The sequence below is a fragment of the Micromonospora sp. RB23 genome (assembly GCF_053585025.1).
This window is the reverse complement of sequence record NZ_CM132111.1, coordinates 324,087-339,837: the sequence shown is the minus strand read 5'-3', so window position 1 is coordinate 339,837 and position 15,751 is coordinate 324,087. Positions and strand designations below refer to the sequence as shown.

Here is a 15,751-nt window from a genome sequence, read left to right as displayed (position 1 = left end):
AAGGCGAGCCGCGACAGTGTCACTGTCGCGCAACCACTTGCACACCAAGGGTGTTGGTCAATTACCCAACGATTGCGGTCAATACATCGTCGAGAGTGACCACACCGAGAGGTCGGCGTCCGTCACTGACCAGCACCATGTGTCGCCGTTCCCTGCGCATGGCCAGCAGCAGATCGGCCAGCGTACGGTCCGGTGGCACCACCGCCAACGGCCGGTACACCGCCGCCGGCACCGGCGCGCGGCGACCCTGCCCGGCGTACCCCAGGACGTCCTTGACGTGCACGAAGCCCAGCACCCGCCGGGTGGACCGCTGCACCACCGGGAACCGGGACCGACCGGTACGGGTCGCCAACACCTCCAGCGACGCCGGTGAGACGTCCTCGGCCACCGTCGTCACCGTCGACCACGGTTGCAGGGCGTCCGCCGCGGTCCGGGTGTGCAGGGCCAGAGCGCCCGTGATGCGGGCGTGCTCCTCGGCGTCGAGCAGCCCCTCCGTACGCGCCTGCGACACCAGCCCCGCCAACTCCTCGGCGGTGAACACCGTCTTCACGGCCTCCGTCGCCTCGATCCGCCACAGGGCCAGCACCCGCCGGGCGGCCCACTTCATCGCCAGCAGCAGCGGCTTGGTGGCCACGCAGAACGCCAGCATGGCCGGGCCCAGCCAGAGCGCCGAGACCTCCGGACCGGCAAGCGTGATGTTCTTCGGCACCATCTCGCCGACCACCGTGTGCAGGAAGACGACGACGCCGAGCGCGAGCACGAACGCCACCGGGTGCACCGCGCGCTCGGGCAGGCCGACGGCGTGGAACGGCGACTCGAGCAGGTGGGCCAACGCCGGCTCGGCGATCGCGCCGAGGCCCAGCGAACAGACCGTGATGCCGAGCTGCGCGCCGGCGATCATCAGGGGGATCTGGTTCATCGCCGACAACGCCCAGCGGGCCCGCTTCGAACCGGCCGCCAACGGCTCGATCACCGTCCGGCGGGACGCGATGAGCGCGAACTCACTGCCTACGAAGAACCCGTTGCCGAGCAGCAGCAGGACGGCCACCAGCAGCTCAGTCATCGGCGTCGGGATCCGCCGGGCGCAGCACCCGGACCTGCTCGATCCGGTGCCGCTCCACCTCCACCACGGTGAACTCCCAGCCGTCGGCGTCGACCGTCTCGCCGGGCAGCGGGATGTGTCCGAGCCGCGCCAGCAGGAATCCCGCCAACGTCTCGTACGGCCCCTCGGGCAGCCGGAAGCCCGTCTGCTCGACCAACTCGTCGGAGCGCAACACGCCGTCGACCAGCACCGTGCGCTCCCCGCCCGGCACGGTCAGCTCGAAGGGCCCGGCGTCGTCCACGCTGGCCGGGTCGAACTCGTCGGCGATCTCGCCCACCAGCTCCTCGACCAGGTCCTCGATCGTCACCACGCCATCGGTGCCGCCGTACTCGTCGACGACGATGGCCAGGTCGGCTCCGGCGGCCTTCAACGCCGCCAGCACGCCGTCCAGGTCCAGGCTCTCCGGCACGTACACCGGCTCACGGGCCACCGCGGCGACCGCCGTCGACGCCCGTGCCGTCAGCGGCACGCCCAGCGCGTCCGGCACGCCCGCCACACCGGTGACGAGGTCGAGGGTCTCCTCGTACACGGGGAAGCGGGTCCGACCCGTACGCCGGGACTCCTCGAGCAGCTCGGCCACGCTGGCGGTGGCCCGCAGCGCGACCACGTCGACGCGGGGAGTCATCGCCTCGGCGGCCCGTTTGTCGCCGAACCGGATGGTGCGACGCAGCAGCATCGCCGTGTCCGACGGCAGCGCCCCCGCGCGGGCCGAGATGGCGGCCAGCAGGCCCAGCTCCTCCGGCGACCGGGCGCTGGCCAACTCCTCCTGCGGCTCCACGCCGAGCGCCCGGACCAACCGGTTCGCGGAGCCGTTCAGGCCCCGGATCAGCCAGCCGAACGTCCGGGAGAAGGCGTGCATCGGCCCGGCGGTGGCCAGCGCGGCGGGCATCGGCCGGGCCAGCGCCGCGTTCTTGGGCACCAGCTCGCCGAAGAGCATGGAGATGAGCGTCGCCAGGGCCAGCGCCAGGAACGGGGTGAACCGCTCGGCGCCCTCCCCGGCCAGGGGACGCAGCAGCGGGGTGAAGAGCCGGGCCAGCGCCGGTTCGGCCAGATAGCCGGTGAGCAGCGCGGTGATGGTGATCCCGAGCTGCGCCCCGGAGAGCTGGAAGGACAGCTCACGCAGCGCGGCGCGTACCGTCCGGGCGGCGTCGTCGCCGGCGGAGGCCCGCCGGTCGATCTCCGCGCGGTCGACCGTGACCAGGGCGAACTCGGCCGCGACGAAGAACGCGTTGCCGGCGGTCAGCGCAACGAACCCGACCAGCGGCAGCAGCGTCATCAAGAGCAGGCCGTCGATGTCTCTTCACCTCGGCGAGATTCTTGCACGGCGGCGGCGACCCCTGAGGGCCGCCGCCGCCGATGTGCAGAACTCCAGGTGTACGCCTCAGCCGGCGACCGGCGTGGCCTCCTTGTCGCCCCGCGGCTGCTCGGGCTTGACCGAGCGCAGCAGGACGCTCGCCACGTCCACCACCTCGACCTGCTCACCGGCGCCCTTGCCGTTCACGCCGTCGTTGAGCATGGTCGAGCAGAACGGGCAACCGACCGCTACCGTCTTCGCCCCGGTGGCCATGGCCTCCTCGACCCGGTCCACGTTGATCCGCTTGCCGATCTTCTCCTCCATCCACATCCGGGCGCCGCCGGCGCCGCAGCAGAAGGAGCGCTCGCTGTTGCGGGGCATCTCGGTGATCTCGCCCTGGATGGCATCGCCGAGGACCTCGCGGGGAGCGGCGAAGACCCGGTTGTGCCGACCCAGGTAGCAGGGGTCGTGGTAGGTGACGCCGCCATCGACGGGCTGCACCGGCGTGAGCTTGCCGGTGGACACCAGGTGGGCCAGCAGCTGGGTGTGGTGGACGACCTCGAACTCGCCGCCGAGCTGGCCGTACTCGTTGCCCAGCGTGTTGAAGCAGTGCGGGCAGGTGGCAACGATCTTGCGCTTGGCCTTCTCCCGACCCTCGAACGCCTCGTTCAGCGTCTCGACGTTCTGCTGGGCGAGCATCTGGAAGACGAACTCGTTGCCGATCCGGCGGGCCGGGTCGCCGGAGCACGTCTCGCCCTCGCCCAGGATCGCGAAGCTCACGCCGGCCTCGTTGAGCAGCGTGGCCACCGCGCGGGTGGTCTTCTTGGCCCGGTCCTCGAACGCGCCGGCGCAGCCGACCCAGAACAGGTACTCGAAGTCGTCCACCTCGCCGACCCGCGGCACCTCGAAGTCGAGGCCCTTGGTCCAATCCTCGCGGGTGTTCTGCGGCGCGCCCCACGGGTTGCCCTTGTTCTCCAGGTTGCGCAGCATCACGCCGGCCTCGGAGGGGAAGCTCGACTCGATGAGCACCTGGTAACGCCGCATGTCGACGATGTGGTCCACGTGCTCGATGTCCACCGGGCACTGCTCGACGCAGGCGCCGCAGGTGGTGCAGGACCAGAGGACGTCCGGGTCGATGACCCCGCCCTCCTCGGCCGTGCCGATCAGCGGCTTGTCGCCCTCGGCGAGCGACAGCACGTCCAGGTGTGCGAGCTGCGCCTGGGTGGCCTTCTCCTCGCCGGTGAGGTCCTTGCCGCCGCCGGCCAGCAGGTAGGGCGCCTTGGCGTACGCGTGGTCGCGCAGGCTGAGCACGAGCAGCTTCGGCGACAGCGGCTTGCCGGTGTTCCAGGCGGGGCACTGCGACTGGCAGCGGCCGCACTCGGTGCAGGTGCTGAAGTCCAGCAGGCCCTTCCAGGTGAACTGCTCGACCTGGGCGACGCCGAACTGGTCCTTCTCCGGGTCGGCCTCCTCGAAGTCGAGCGGCTTGCCCTCGCTCATCATCGGACGCAGCGGGCCCAGGCCGGAACCGGCCGGCTTCTCCGGGTCGCGCTTGAAGAAGATGTTGGGGAAGGCCAGGAAGCGGTGCCAGGCGACGCCCATGGTGACGTTCAGCGAGATGACGATCAGCCAGGTCATCGAGATGACGATCTTGATGAGCGCGGCGACGCTCGCCCCGTCCGACCAGTCCGGGAGGATCGCGCCGACCGCGTGGCTGACCGGGGTCGCCCAGACCGGGTACTCGAAGTGGTCGGTGGCGACCTTGAAGCCCCGGATCACCAGGCCGAAGATCAGGACCAGCAGCACGATCCACTCGACGAAGTAGCCCTGCCACATGGTCGAGCCGGTGAAGCGGGAGCGACCGCCGGGCCGGCTCGGCCGGTTGCGCAGCCGGATCGCCATCAGCACCAGGATGCCGACCAGCCCCAGCACGGTGATGATCTCGGTGGCCAGCCCGAAGACGGTCCAGTGCCCGATGACCGGAAGGCCACCGGTCGGCGTGACCACCTCGAAGTACGCCTCGAGCACCAGCAGCGACAGCACGATGAAGCCGACCATCACGAACCAGTGGGCGGCGCCCACCACACCCCATTTGAGCATCCGGGTGTGGCCTGCGGTCTCCACCAGCATCTTCCTGGTGCGGGCGCCCTTGTCGGCGAACCGCTCCGGAGCGGGTTGCCCCAGCCGGATCACGGCCGTCATCTTCATGACCGCGCGCACCGCCAGCCACACCGCCACGGCGGTGATGCCAGCCGCGAGGATCGTGGTGACGATCTGGACGCTGCCCATCGAGTTGGCCTCCCCGGTCTGCTGCTCGTCGAGCGGTTCAGCAACCGGGGCCGGAGTGGGGCAACGTCGCGCCGCTGCCGCACCCGCGACCGGACCGGTCGATGACCTCGCTCCGCTCGGTCATGCAGTGCAGCCTACGCGCAAGGTTACCCAGCAGTAACGTGAGTCATCTCGCAGTAGGCCACGCCGCCTGCGGACACCATAGGGTGCCCGGCCCGGCCCTGCCGGGCAGGGGGACGGCGGGAGACGGAGATCCTGGGGTCCGGTGGTGGATCCCGCGGTGCGGCGGCGGCCCGACCGGGCTCAGCGCCAGCGGGAGAGCAGCACCAGCGACGCGACCATCGCGCCGAAGCCGACCGCCAGGTTCCAGTACTGCCACGAGGCGACCGGGTACTCCTGCTCGGAGAGGTAGTAGACGACAAGCCAGCCGATGCCCGCGACGATCAGAGCGACCGCGGTGATCGGCAGCCACACCGGGCTAGGCTTGCGCGACGCCGCCGTCGTCGTCGGACGGACGTCCGTCGGCGGGGTGTACACCTTCTTCTTGCGGACCTGAGACTTGGGCACGGCGCTCTCCAGAGGGGGTGACAACCTCGTCCGGCCTGACAACCGGACGCGGAGGCGACGGTTCATGGCCAATAATGTTCGACAGCTAGCGTAGTCCCGAACGGCCGCCTGGACCACGAATGGGGTCAGGCAGGTACATGGAGTGACCGAAAAAGGCGGGACTGTTCGCATCGCGGCCCAGCCGTCACGAACCGACCCCCGACACGCGGAAGGAACGCTCGGTGGAGTACACATCCGGCGCCGCCTCCTGGCAGAAGGTCCTCCGACGGGCCGTCGCCGGGCTGCTGCCCCGGCGGCCACGCCAACGGCGACCAGGCTGGTCGATCGGGGTGCCCCTGATCGCCGCCGCGGCGGGGCTGCTCTTCACCACCACCGCAACCACGGCCGGCGGCACCGCCCTGCGGGAGGACCGGCGGCCCCAGCTCAACCAGCTCATCGAGGAGCGGCAGCAGCAGGTCACGGCGAGCGAGCGCCGCGCTGCCACCCTCCGCGACGAGGTCGAGCAACGCACCAACACGCTGGCCGACTCGGACGCCCCGATCAAGGCCCAGCAGACCCGAGCCCAACGCAGCCTCGCGGCGGCCGGATTCACTCCCGTCACCGGCACGGCCGTGACGGTCGAGCTGAACGACGCACCCCAGCACAACGACGAGGCTCACTCCGACGCCACCAACGACGACCTCGTCGTCCACCAGGGTGACGTGCAGGCGGTGGTCAACGCGCTCTGGGCGGGTGGAGCGGAAGCCATGTCAATCATGAACGTCCGCGTGCTCGCAACCAGCGCGGTACGCTGCGTCGGTAACACCCTGCTGCTTCATGGCCGGGTGTACTCCCCACCGTTCAAGATCGTAGCGATCGGCGATCCCGCTGCCCTCCAGCAGGCCCTCGCCAGCTCTGAGGGAGTCCGGTTGTTCAAGGACGCAGTCGACGACTACCAACTCGGCTACAAGGAGTCCGTCTCCACCGTGACCGTGCCGGCCTTCGAGGACTCCACGGCCCTCCGCTCGGCGACGGTGCCCAAGTGAGCGGCCCCGACGGCCGCGACGGGCGACACCGGGACCAGGCCGACGAGCCGACAGCCTTCCTGCCCAAGGTCAGCCGACCCGAAACGGACCGCACCGAGCCGCCTGCGAGCCGGCCGGAGCCCTCCCCGGGCAACGCTGAGCCCACCGGAGGTCGACCCGATTCGTCGCCAGCCCGGCCCGCGCCGACACCGGGGCGGACACCGGCCGGAAACTGGCCCGATCCAGTGCTGCCCAGCCGGTCACGGCCGACGAGCCCGCCCGCCGCCTTCGAGGCACCGAGCGCCGGACGGCCCGACCCGCAGGTCAACCCCGACCACCCGACGCCGACCGCGCCACCGCGCTGGCCGGGTAACGCGGCACCGCGCGCCGAGTCCGGTCCTCCCCTCGCCGCCGCTCCCAGCCGACCGACCGCGCCGTCCCCACCGGGGCCGGTCCGGCCGGCCACCCCGGGCACCGATCCCACGCGCGCACCGGCCGCGCCCGGCAACGCTCCGGGCGCCTCCACACCCCCGAGCGCCTCCCCGCCCCCCGGCGTCCCCGCGTCGTCGGGCGGCAACGCGCCCACCGCGTTCATTCCGAAGGTCACCCCCGGGTCCACGCGTACGACAAGCGCGGCAGGCGCCCCCGTCTCCCCGGCCGCCTCCGACCCGAACGCCACCGCGGTCATCCCCGCCGTGACCGGCAGGCCGACGCCCCGACCCCCGTCCATCGACACGACGGCGCTGATGGGCGCGGTTCCCCGTACGCCTGCGCCGGAGGGGCCGGCCGGCGAGAGCGACGCCCCCGCCGAGCCGCCCCGACCGCGTCGGGGTGAGCGGGTCGTCCAACTCCGGCCGCACCAGACCGGCGAGGGCTACAAGAGCGTCTACTCGGAGCTGACCCGTCCGTCCATCGCCTCCCGGCTCCGGACCGGCATCCGGGCCACCGGCGAAATCCTGATCACCTTCGGCCTGGTGGTGCTCCTCTTCGCCGGCTACGAGGTGTGGGGCAAGTCCGCCGTCGTGGACGCCCACCAGAACGACCTCAGCAGCCAACTCGCTCAGGAGTGGGGCCCGACCGACGACCCGACGGTCGCGCCGTCCAAGGGCCCGAGCGCCAAGCCGTCCCCGCCTGTGCACGGCAAGCCGATCGCCGGTCTGTACATCCCCAGGCTCGACAAGAACTGGGTGGTGGTCGAGGGCGTCACCCAGAACGACATCCGGTACGCCCCGGGCCACTACCCGACCAGCGCGCTGCCCGGACAGATCGGCAACTTTTCCGTCGCCGGCCACCGGAACCGGGCCACCTTCTGGCGGCTGGACGAGTTGCACGACGGTGACGCGATCGTGGTCGAGAGCAAGACCGACTGGTACGTCTACCGGGTGGCACAGACCCGCATCGTCAAGCCCACGCAGGTCGAGGTGGTCGCGCCGGTGCCCGGCGAGCCGAACAAGAAACCGACCAAGCGGATGCTCACCCTGACCACCTGCAACCCCAAGTGGGACAACTACCAGCGCCTGATCATCCACGCCGAGTTGGACCGGACCCAGCCGAAGTCGGCGGGCCGCCCGACGGAGCTGGGAGGCTGACGGCATGTACGCGTTCATCTGGCGCAAGCTCCCGTTCGGCCTGGCCGGCAAGCTCGTCGGTTCGGTGCTGCTCGCGGCCGCCACGGTGGCTCTGCTCTGGTACGTGGCCTTCCCGTGGGCCGAGCCCCTGCTGCCCTTCGACGACGTCCAGGTCACCCAGGACTCCGGCGTTCCCGGCGACCCGGGCGACGGGGACGCGGGCGTGACCGACGACGCACCGGCCGGCGACGAACACGACCTGCCGTACGACACGGACCGGAACAATCCCGAGCCGTCCTCCACGAGCAGGTGACGATGCGCGTCCTGGTGATCGACAACTACGACTCGTTCGTCTTCAACCTGGTGCAGTACCTGGGTCAACTCGGCGTGGACTGCGACGTGCGCCGCAACGACGAGATCGACGTCGCCGAAGTCGGCCGGCTGGGCGCGGCGGGCGTCCTGCTGTCACCCGGTCCGGGCAGCCCAGACCGTGCGGGCATCTGCCTGGACGTCATCCGGGAGTACGCGGGCAAGCTGCCGATCTTCGGCGTCTGCCTCGGCCATCAGGCCATCGGGGAGGCGTTCGGAGCGACCGTCACCCGGGCCGCCGAGCTGCTGCACGGCAAGACCTCCGAGGTACGGCACCACTCCGTCGGCGTGCTCGCCGGCCTGCCCGACCCGTTCACCGCCACCCGCTACCACTCGCTGGCCGTCCTCCCCGAGACGTTGCCCGACGAGCTGGAGGTCACCGGCTGGACCGGCTCCGGGGTGGTGATGGCGATGCGGCACCGGACGCTGCCCATCGAGGGTGTGCAGTTCCACCCGGAGTCGGTGCTCACCGAGGGCGGCCACCTGATGCTCGCCAACTGGCTGGCGAGCTGCGGGCACACCGAGGCGCTGGAACGCGCGCCGGCGTTGGCCGCCGAGGTGGACGCCCGGCGACTCGCCGCCTTCGCCACCTCGTAGAACGTCCGGACGGTCAGCCCGCGAGCGCGTCCCGCACGGCCGGGTCCGCAGGTGACCGAACCGCCGGTGGCCGGTCCCGGAACGCGTCCCAGGCCGCCTTCCCGCTGGCCAGGTAGTCCCGGACCGCCTTCCCGGCGAGCATCACGGAACCGCATCCGTCGCAGCGGGCGGCCACCCCGTCGACGTCGAGACCGAGGTGCCGGCAGAGCGTCACCGCCCGGGACAGGTGGTAGGACTGCGTCACGATCAGCGCGCGTTGGACGCCGTACACGTCCCGGGCGCGGACACAGCTGTCGTACGTGTCCAGGCCGAACGGGTCCGCCACCACCCGTCCCGGGTCGACGCCGAGCCGCTCGGTCAGGTACGCGGTCATCACCGTCGGTTCGTCGCCGGAGGTGCCACCCCCGTCGCCGGACACCAGCACCGCCCGCGCCCGGCCGTTACGCACCAGCTCGGCGGCGGTCTCCAGACGGCCGGCGAGCCGGTCGCCCGGTTGCCGCCCGTCCGCGGCCGCCGCCGTGCCGAGGACGATCACGACGTCGGCGGCGGGCGCCCCCGACGCGTCGTAGGTGTGCCCCCGTGCGCCGATCGTCGTCCACAGCCACGGGACGCTGCTCAGCACCACCACGACCACGCCGAGAACCGCCGCGCGTCGCAGCCGCCGTCGCCAGCGACCGGCCGGTGGGTGGCCGTCGACGGGTGTCCGCAGGCCCCGTAGCCGGATGCGGACGGCTACTCCCCGTCCACCCGGAACGGCGGGATGATCGGCTGGCCGGTGCCGCCACCGCTACCGGGCGTGCTCGTGCTGCTCGGTGTCGGCGTCGGGGTCACCGGCGGGCTGGGCGTCTCCTCGACCGGCTCCGGGATGCCGACCTCGATGATCACGGTCCGGCCCTGCGCCAGTTCGGTACCGCCCTTCGGGTTCTGCCTCTGGACCCGGCCGGCCTCGGCAGCGGGCACCTCGTCGCCGTCGCGGAACGAGACCACGTACCCCGCCGCGCGGAGTTCGGCGGCAGCGTCGTCCTTCGTGGAGTTGACGACGTTCGGCACCTTGCTCACGTTGCCGCGCGAAACCTCGACGGTCACCTTGCTGCCCTGCGGGACGGTGCTTCCCGAGGGCGGGCTTACCTTGACCACGATGCCCTTCTGCGCCGGGTTGTCGACCGGCTTCTCATCGACGGTCAGTCCCAACGCTTCGAGCTGGGGCTCGACGTTGTCGAACTGCGAGTTGACCAGACCCGGAGGGATCTTGACGTCGGGCTTGCCGTCGCAGATCTGGACGGTCACCGTGCTTGAGGGCTTCAGCCGGACGCCCGCCGCGGGATCCTGCTTGGCGACGGTCCCCTTCGTGCAGTCGTTGTCGAGGACGGGATCGCCGACCACCGGGTTGAAGCCCGCGTTACGGATCTCGGTGACCGCCGCGTCGCGCGCCTTCCCGGCGAGCGTCGGCACCGCCTTCAGGTCCTTGTCCTGCTGACTCCAGAGCAGCGCGGCGACCAAGGCGATAACCGCCAGCACGCCGACCGCGCTGAACAGGGCGATCAGCCAGGAGGACGCCTTGCGCTGGCGCGGGTCGCCGACCCGCGCCGGGACCTGCCGGGTCTGTGGTCCGGTGGCGGCCGGCGGGTAGCCGGCAGCGCCGCCGGCCGGGGCCATCGCCACCGTCTCCGCCTCGCGCAGCACCGGGGTGGCCAGCACCGGGCGGCCAGCGGCAGCGCGCAGCAGGTCGGCCCGCATCTCGCCGGCGCTCTGGTAGCGGTTCAGCGGGTTCTTCGACAGCGCCTTGAGCACGATCGCGTCAACCGCCGGGGTCACGTCCGGGTTGATGTCGCTCGGGGTCGGCGGGGTCTCCCGGACGTGCTGGTACGCAACGCTGACCGGGCTGTCGCCGACGAACGGCGGGTGCCCACAGACCAGCTCGAACAGGACGCAGCCGGCCGCGTACACGTCGGAGCGGGCGTCCACGGCCTCGCCGCGCGCCTGCTCCGGCGACAGATATTGCGCGGTGCCGATGACCGCGCTGGTCTGCGTCATGGTGGTCGCGCCGCTGGCCAGGGCGCGGGCGATACCGAAGTCCATCACCTTGACCTGGCCGGTCTGGGTGAGCATGACGTTGCCCGGCTTGATGTCCCGGTGGATGATCCCGTGCCGGTGGCTGAACTCCAGCGCCGCGCACATGTCGGCGCAGATCTCCAGCGCACGGCGGGGCTGCAACCGGCCCTCGACGCCGAGGACCTCCTTCAACGTCCGTCCGTTGACGAACTCCATGACGATGAAGGGCAGCGTCTCACCGGTCGGGGCGGTCTCCTCACCGGTGTCGTAGACCGCGACGATCGCCGGGTGGTTGAGCGAGGCGGCGTTCTGCGCCTCCCGGCGGAAACGCATCTGGAACGTCGCGTCCCGGGCGAGGTCGGTGCGGAGCATCTTGATCGCGACGTCCCGACCGAGCCGGAGGTCGCGACCGCGGTGCACCTCGGCCATGCCGCCGTAGCCGAGCAGCTCGCCGACCTGGTACCTGCCACCGAGCAGGCGGGCCTGCGCTGTCATCGCGTCTGTCGTCCTTCGCTCGTCGTCGTCCCGCCGTCACCCGGCCGGATTCGTACCCCACGACGGTACGACGTCCGGGTCGCATCGTCGCGTCCGTCGAGCCGCAGCGCGCCGGACGTCACGGTCTGTGAAGTCGCCGCCCCGGACGCACCCGTCTGCGACGCCTTCCGCAGGTTGTAGGAAATCACGCCGGAGCAGAGCAGGACCAGTAAGGCCAACAGGATGGCGAGGAGCACCATCCCGGGCCGGGACCGGCGCGGCTCGGGCGTCGGACCGGCCTGCCGGGCGTACGCCGGTGGATGTTCCTGCCGGGTCGGTGCCTGCGGCACCGCCGCGGCGCCGCGCGGGTAGCCGGCCTGCGCGACCGGCGGCCGGGCGTGCGGTACGGCCGGCGCGACAGCGGTGGGGCGGGGTTGTTGGGCCGGCGCGACCGTGGTGGGCCGCTGCCCGACCGGAGGCTGCCGGTGCGGCGCGTTCGGCGGGCGGAACTGCTGCGCCTGCGGCACCTGCGCCCGCCCGGGTGCGGCGGGCGAGGACGGCGCCCCGGAGATCGGCGCGGCGGCGCCACCGGCCCGGGCCTGCTGCGACAGCGCGGCCTTGAGCTGCCGGGCGACCGAGGCGAGCGCGGCGGCGCTCGGCCACCGGGCGGCCGGATCCTTCGCCAGCGCCCGCTCGACCACCGCGCGGACCTGCGGCGGGATGTCGTTTGGCAGCGGGCGGGGCGTCTCCCGGACGTGTCGCATGGCGATGTCGAGCGGGTTGTCCCCCTCGAACGGTCGCCGTCCGGCGAGGCACTGGTAGGCGACCACGCCGAGCGCGTACACGTCGGACGCCGGGGTGGCCACCTGCCCGGTGGCCTGCTCCGGCGAGATGTACGAGGCGGTGCCGAGCACCGAGCCGGCGGCGGTGAGCTGGCCGACGATGTCCGAGCGGGCGATGCCGAAGTCGGTCAGCACGAGGGTGCCGTTCGGCCGGACCAGCAGGTTGCCCGGCTTCACGTCGCGGTGCACGATGCCCTTCTCGTGCGCGGCGTGCAGCGCGTCCGCGGCCTGCGCGACGAGCGCCATCGTCCGGGCCGGAGTGAGCCGGCCGACCCGGCTCAGCGTGGCGGACAGGGCGTCGCCCTCGACGTACTCCATGACGAGGAACGCGATCTGCTGGTCGTTGCCGAAGTCGTAGACGTCGACGACCCCGGGGTGATTGATCGTGGCCATCGTCCGGGCCTCGCCCCGGAACCGCTCGGCGAAATCCGGGTCGTCGAGCAGCGCGGGGAGCAGGCTCTTCACCGCGACCGTCCGGCCGAGCACCTGGTCGGTGCCGCGCCAGACGTCGCCCATGCCGCCACTGGCGATCCGCTCGTCGAGACGGTAGCGGTTGCCGAGCTGGACGCCGGGGCTGAGCATGTCAGCGGCCCCCAGGATCGGCGATGGCGGCCCGCATGATCTGGCCACCGATCCGGGCCGCCTCGGAGCTGCCACCGCTGCCGGCCTGTTCCAGGACGACACACACGGCCGAGACCGGGTTGCCGTTCTTGTCCAGCGCGAAGCCGATGAACCAGCCGTGGTCGGGGCGGTCCGGCGCGGACTGCGCGGTACCCGTCTTGCCGCCGACCGTGTAGCCGCTGATCGCCGCCTTCTGGCCGGTGCCCTTCTGGACGACGCTGACCATCATGTCGCGCAGGTCGGAGGCGACCTGCGGCTCGACGGGCTGGCGCAGCTCCCGCGCCTTCGCGGTGTAGTAGCTGGTGGTCCGATCCGGGGCGAGGAGCTGCCGGACCAGGTACGGCCGCATCTGGCTGCCGCCGTTGGCGACCGCCCCGGCGATCATCGCGCCCTGCAACGGGGTCATCCGGACGTTGTTCTGACCGATCGAGGACTGGGCCAGCGCGGCCGGGTCGGTGCTGCCGTCCGGGTTCTGCATGTCGCCGGTCCGGCTGGCGGCCGTTCGCAGGCCGCCCTCGCCGAGCTGGCCGACGGTGAGGTCCTCCTGCTCGAAGCCGAACTGGCGGGCCTTCTCCTTGATCTTGTCCGCGCCGAGGCGTACGCCGAGTTGCGCGAAGCCCGTGTTGCAGGACTCGGTGACCGCCTCCTGCAAGGTGACCTGCGCCTCGGGGCAGATCGACGGTACGGCGTTACGGATCGGGCTGCCCGAGGTGGGCGGCGTGTAGCTGGAACCGGCCGGGATCGGGGTCGACTTGGTGATGCCGTTCTCCAGACCGGCCGCGGCGACCACGATCTTGAAGGTGGACCCCGGGGGCAGCGTCTCGGACAGGGCCCGGTTCTTCAACGGGCCGTCCGGGTCCTGCTCCAGCTTGTTGATCTCCGCCGCCGCCTCGGCCGTGTCGTGGCTGGCGAGCGGGTTCGGGTCGAAGCTGGGCATCGACACCAGGGCCTGCACCGCGCCGGTGGACGGGTCGATGGCGATCGCCGCGCCCCTCTTCGCACCCACCTGGTTGTTGCGCATCTGGTCGTACGCCACGTCCTGCGCCCGCTTCGAGAGCGTGAGCAACACGTTGCCGCCGGCCGTCTCGTCACCGGTGAACAGGTCCTTGAACCGGTCGCCGATCAACTGGTCGCTGGTGCCGGCCAGGAAGTCGTTCTCCACCTGCTCGATGCCGGTGTCGGCCAGGTTGACCGGCTTGTAGCCGAGCACGTGGGCGTACTTGGCGCCGCCCGGGTAGGTGCGCTGGAACTTCAGCTTGCCGGTGGTCTCCTTGCTGGTCGCCAACGCGGTGCCACCGGCCTCGATGTTGCCGCGCTTGCGCTTGTAGTCGGCGACCTGGACCCGACCGTTGTAGTCACTGGTGCGGTACTCGTCCGCCTTGTACGCCTGGATCCAGTTCAGGTTCGCGAAGAGGAGACCGAACAGGACCATGACGACGACACCGACACGACGCAGAGGTGCGTTCACGGCTTGATCACCTCCGTGGGGGCACCGTGCAGCTGCTCGGGCGGACCGCCCGACGGCCGGGCCGCCTTGCCGGCGCCACCGGTCACCGGCCGCCGAGCCCCGTCGGAGACCCGCAGCAGAACCGCGATGAGCAGCCAGTTCGCCATCAGCGACGAGCCACCGGCGGACAGGAACGGCGTGGTCTGGCCGGTCAGCGGGATCAGCTTGCTGATGCCGCCGACGATCACGAAGACCTGAAGGCCAAGGGTGAAGGCGAGACCGCCGGCGAGCAGCTTGCCGAACGAGTCACGGACCGCGAGCGCGGCGCGCAGGCCCCGCTCCACGATCAGCAGGTAGACCACCAGCAGCGCGGAGAGACCGAAGAGACCGATCTCCTCACCGATGCCGGCGAAGATGAAGTCGTTCTGCACCTCGGGCAGGATGTCCGGCTGGCCACCGCCCGGTCCCGCGCCGAAGAGCCCACCCGTACCGAGGGCGAGCAGGCCTTGGACGAGCTGGTAGCCCTTGTCGGTCGGGTCGGCGAACGGGTCCAGCCAGATCTCGGCGCGCAGGTAGAAGTTGGCGAACGGGCCGCCGACCGTCGAACCGAGGACGTACGCGAGGTAGGCGCCACCGAAGAAGAGGAGCAGACCGATCAGCAGCCAGCTGACCCGTTCGGTGGCGATGTAGAGGGTCACCACGAACATGCCGAAGTACAGCAGCGAGGTGCCGAGGTCCTTCTCGAAGACCAGCACCAGGAGGCTGATGAGCCAGACCACGACCACCGGGCCGAGGTCCCGACCGCGCGGGAAGTCGATACCGAGGAACCGCCGGCTGGCCAGCGAGAGCACCTCGCGCTTGCGCACCAGGTAGTACGCGAAGAAGACCAGCAGCGCCAGCTTGGCGAACTCACCCGGCTGGATCGAGAACCCGCCCAGCCGGATCCACAGCTTGGCGCCGTTGATCTCGGACATGCTGCGTGGCAGCACCGCCGGGAGCATCACCAGCACGATGCCGGCGAGCCCCAGCGTGTACGCGTACCGGGAGACCGAACGGTGGTCGCGCATGATCGCGAGCAGGCCCGCGGCGAGGATCACCGAGGCGAGCGTCCACGCGAGCTGCCGGCCGCCGATGCCGGCGAACGTGGCCAGGTCCTCCCGGTCCACCGGAGCGGCCTCGCCCAGGTCGATCCGGCGCAGGAAGCCGACGCCGAGACCGTTGAGCAGGGCCACGGCCGGCAGCAGCGCCGGATCGGCGAACGGGGCGAGGAACCGGATGACCAGGTGCAGGCCGAGGAAGACCGCGCCGAGCGCGGCGGCGGGCATCCAGAAATCCGGCGTGACCGTGTCCAGGAGGTTCGCCTCGACGGTCGCCATGTACGCGGCCACCAGCACCATGGCCAGCAGCAGCAGGGACAGCTCGGCGTTGCGCCGGGACCGGGCCAGGCGTACGCCGGACTCCCCGCCCGTGGTGGCGGGCGAGGATGCCGGTGTGGCCGCTACGGTCACGGGTGGAGTCCTTGGGATCT

The 15,751-nt window shown here is 71.4% G+C and carries 13 protein-coding genes; 4 read left to right on the top strand and 9 right to left on the bottom strand.

Annotated features, from left to right (window positions below; translation table 11 throughout):
• Window positions 1-61: 61 nt before the first annotated feature.
• The 4 genes from ACTFTM_RS01495 to ACTFTM_RS01480 all read right to left on the bottom strand — a co-directional run bounded on the left by ACTFTM_RS01495 (window position 62) and on the right by ACTFTM_RS01480 (window position 5,249).
• Window positions 62-1,063: a hemolysin family protein gene (locus ACTFTM_RS01495; RefSeq protein WP_449564090.1), complete on the bottom strand. Its 1,002-nt coding sequence runs from the start codon at window positions 1,061-1,063 to the stop codon at window positions 62-64.
• Window positions 1,056-2,378: a hemolysin family protein gene (locus ACTFTM_RS01490; protein ID WP_449564089.1), complete on the bottom strand. Its 1,323-nt coding sequence runs from the start codon at window positions 2,376-2,378 to the stop codon at window positions 1,056-1,058. Before ACTFTM_RS01490 ends, ACTFTM_RS01495 begins: the two co-directional genes overlap by 8 nt.
• A 105-nt stretch (window positions 2,379-2,483) precedes the next feature.
• The gene (locus tag ACTFTM_RS01485; RefSeq protein ID WP_449564088.1) at window positions 2,484-4,682 is read right to left on the bottom strand and encodes a (Fe-S)-binding protein; all 2,199 of its coding nucleotides are present in this window, start codon (window positions 4,680-4,682) and stop codon (window positions 2,484-2,486) included.
• Between the two features lie 303 nt (window positions 4,683-4,985).
• Entirely contained in the window at window positions 4,986-5,249 is a 264-nt protein-coding gene (locus ACTFTM_RS01480) for a cell division protein CrgA (RefSeq protein ID WP_007454145.1), read from the bottom strand.
• Between the two features lie 221 nt (window positions 5,250-5,470).
• On the opposite strand from ACTFTM_RS01480, the gene ACTFTM_RS01475 reads away from it, so the two are divergent.
• From ACTFTM_RS01475 to ACTFTM_RS01460, 4 genes are read left to right on the top strand one after another with little or no spacing between them, the layout of a single operon-like run.
• On the top strand, window positions 5,471-6,274 hold the full coding sequence (locus ACTFTM_RS01475; protein ID WP_449564087.1) for a DUF881 domain-containing protein: 804 nt from the start codon (window positions 5,471-5,473) through the stop codon (window positions 6,272-6,274).
• The gene (locus tag ACTFTM_RS01470; protein ID WP_449564086.1) at window positions 6,271-7,842 is read left to right on the top strand and encodes a class E sortase; all 1,572 of its coding nucleotides are present in this window, start codon (window positions 6,271-6,273) and stop codon (window positions 7,840-7,842) included. The genes ACTFTM_RS01475 and ACTFTM_RS01470 overlap by 4 nt, the downstream gene beginning before the upstream one ends.
• A gap of 4 nt (window positions 7,843-7,846) precedes the next feature.
• Window positions 7,847-8,134, top strand: a complete 288-nt coding sequence (locus ACTFTM_RS01465; RefSeq protein ID WP_449564085.1) for a hypothetical protein — start codon at window positions 7,847-7,849, stop codon at window positions 8,132-8,134.
• Between the two features lie 2 nt (window positions 8,135-8,136).
• A complete protein-coding gene (locus tag ACTFTM_RS01460; RefSeq protein WP_433536374.1) occupies window positions 8,137-8,787 on the top strand; it encodes an aminodeoxychorismate/anthranilate synthase component II in 651 nt (216 codons plus the stop codon).
• A 13-nt stretch (window positions 8,788-8,800) separates the two neighbouring features.
• Here the strand turns inward: ACTFTM_RS01460 and ACTFTM_RS01455 are convergent, their stop codons facing one another.
• The 5 genes from ACTFTM_RS01455 to ACTFTM_RS01435 all read right to left on the bottom strand — a co-directional run bounded on the left by ACTFTM_RS01455 (window position 8,801) and on the right by ACTFTM_RS01435 (window position 15,731).
• Window positions 8,801-9,421 carry a SanA/YdcF family protein gene (locus ACTFTM_RS01455; RefSeq protein WP_449564084.1) on the bottom strand — a complete coding sequence of 207 codons (621 nt, stop codon included), beginning with the start codon at window positions 9,419-9,421 and terminating at the stop codon, window positions 8,801-8,803.
• A 98-nt stretch (window positions 9,422-9,519) separates the two neighbouring features.
• Window positions 9,520-11,334 (bottom strand): Stk1 family PASTA domain-containing Ser/Thr kinase, encoded by a 1,815-nt coding sequence (gene pknB, locus ACTFTM_RS01450; RefSeq protein ID WP_449564083.1) that lies wholly within the window; start codon window positions 11,332-11,334, stop codon window positions 9,520-9,522.
• Window positions 11,331-12,737, bottom strand: a complete 1,407-nt coding sequence (locus ACTFTM_RS01445) for a protein kinase domain-containing protein (RefSeq protein ID WP_449564082.1) — start codon at window positions 12,735-12,737, stop codon at window positions 11,331-11,333. Before ACTFTM_RS01445 ends, pknB begins: the two co-directional genes overlap by 4 nt.
• Window position 12,738: 1 nt before the next feature.
• Window positions 12,739-14,244, bottom strand: coding sequence for a peptidoglycan D,D-transpeptidase FtsI family protein (locus tag ACTFTM_RS01440; RefSeq protein ID WP_449564081.1), 1,506 nt, complete (start codon window positions 14,242-14,244; stop codon window positions 12,739-12,741).
• A complete protein-coding gene (locus tag ACTFTM_RS01435; protein ID WP_449564080.1) occupies window positions 14,241-15,731 on the bottom strand; it encodes an FtsW/RodA/SpoVE family cell cycle protein in 1,491 nt (496 codons plus the stop codon). The genes ACTFTM_RS01440 and ACTFTM_RS01435 overlap by 4 nt, the downstream gene beginning before the upstream one ends.
• Window positions 15,732-15,751: the final 20 nt, after the last annotated feature.